The sequence below is a fragment of the Candidatus Termitispirillum reticulitermitis genome (genome assembly GCF_054655775.1).
This window is the reverse complement of the sequence record NZ_BAAIHG010000212.1, coordinates 1-660: the sequence shown is the minus strand read 5'-3', so window position 1 is coordinate 660 and position 660 is coordinate 1. Positions and strand designations below refer to the sequence as shown.

The 660-nt window shown below is 43.8% G+C and carries 1 protein-coding gene; it reads right to left on the bottom strand.

Translation table 11 applies throughout. The features are described from left to right. Positions 1-104: 104 nt before the first annotated feature. Positions 105-638, bottom strand: a complete 534-nt coding sequence (locus tag AC1MDJ_RS08345; protein WP_479690450.1) for a Type 1 glutamine amidotransferase-like domain-containing protein — start codon at positions 636-638, stop codon at positions 105-107. Positions 639-660: the final 22 nt, after the last annotated feature.

Here is a 660-nt window from a genome sequence, read left to right as displayed (position 1 = left end):
CCTTATAAAATAAAGTGGGGGATATTGTATGCGGATTGCAAGACGTTGTCAACGAGTTTCCCCCATTCGGGTTATTGCGCTATTTGCGAGCTGGCACAAGCGAATTAGGCAATTAAAATTTCGGTTTTCTTGCCATCAATAATGATTGCTTGATTGTTGCTTATCGGGCGCAAATCATACTTATCGGAATATTCCTTGATTATCTTTTCTGTCGCTTTCTTGAATGGGAAGTTCGTGCAATGTGGCACTACATAAAAATCAACAATGGAAAGCCCCGTAAAGTCGCCGTTCAAATCTGGCGCAGCCTTTGGATTATCCATATATCTGACATACTCAATGTCTTTGGAAATTACCATTGAGCCGGCAGACGCCCCGATATATAACTTTCCTTTCCTGATGTGCTCGGCAATCAACCCGTCTGCGCCGGAACGACGGAGTTCTTGCAACAGAAAAAAGGTGTTGCCTCCCTCAACGAATACATAATCGGCGGCGGCGATTCTTGTCGCTATTTCCTTATTTGGAATGCTTGAAACTTCCAACTCGTCTATAACCATACCAAGTTTGGTCAATGCCTTCTTGTCGCTGCCGACATAGAAATTCATTTTTTCGTGAAGGGCGGCAGTCGGGATAAAAGCCACTTTTTTTCCGGCGCAATCTTTA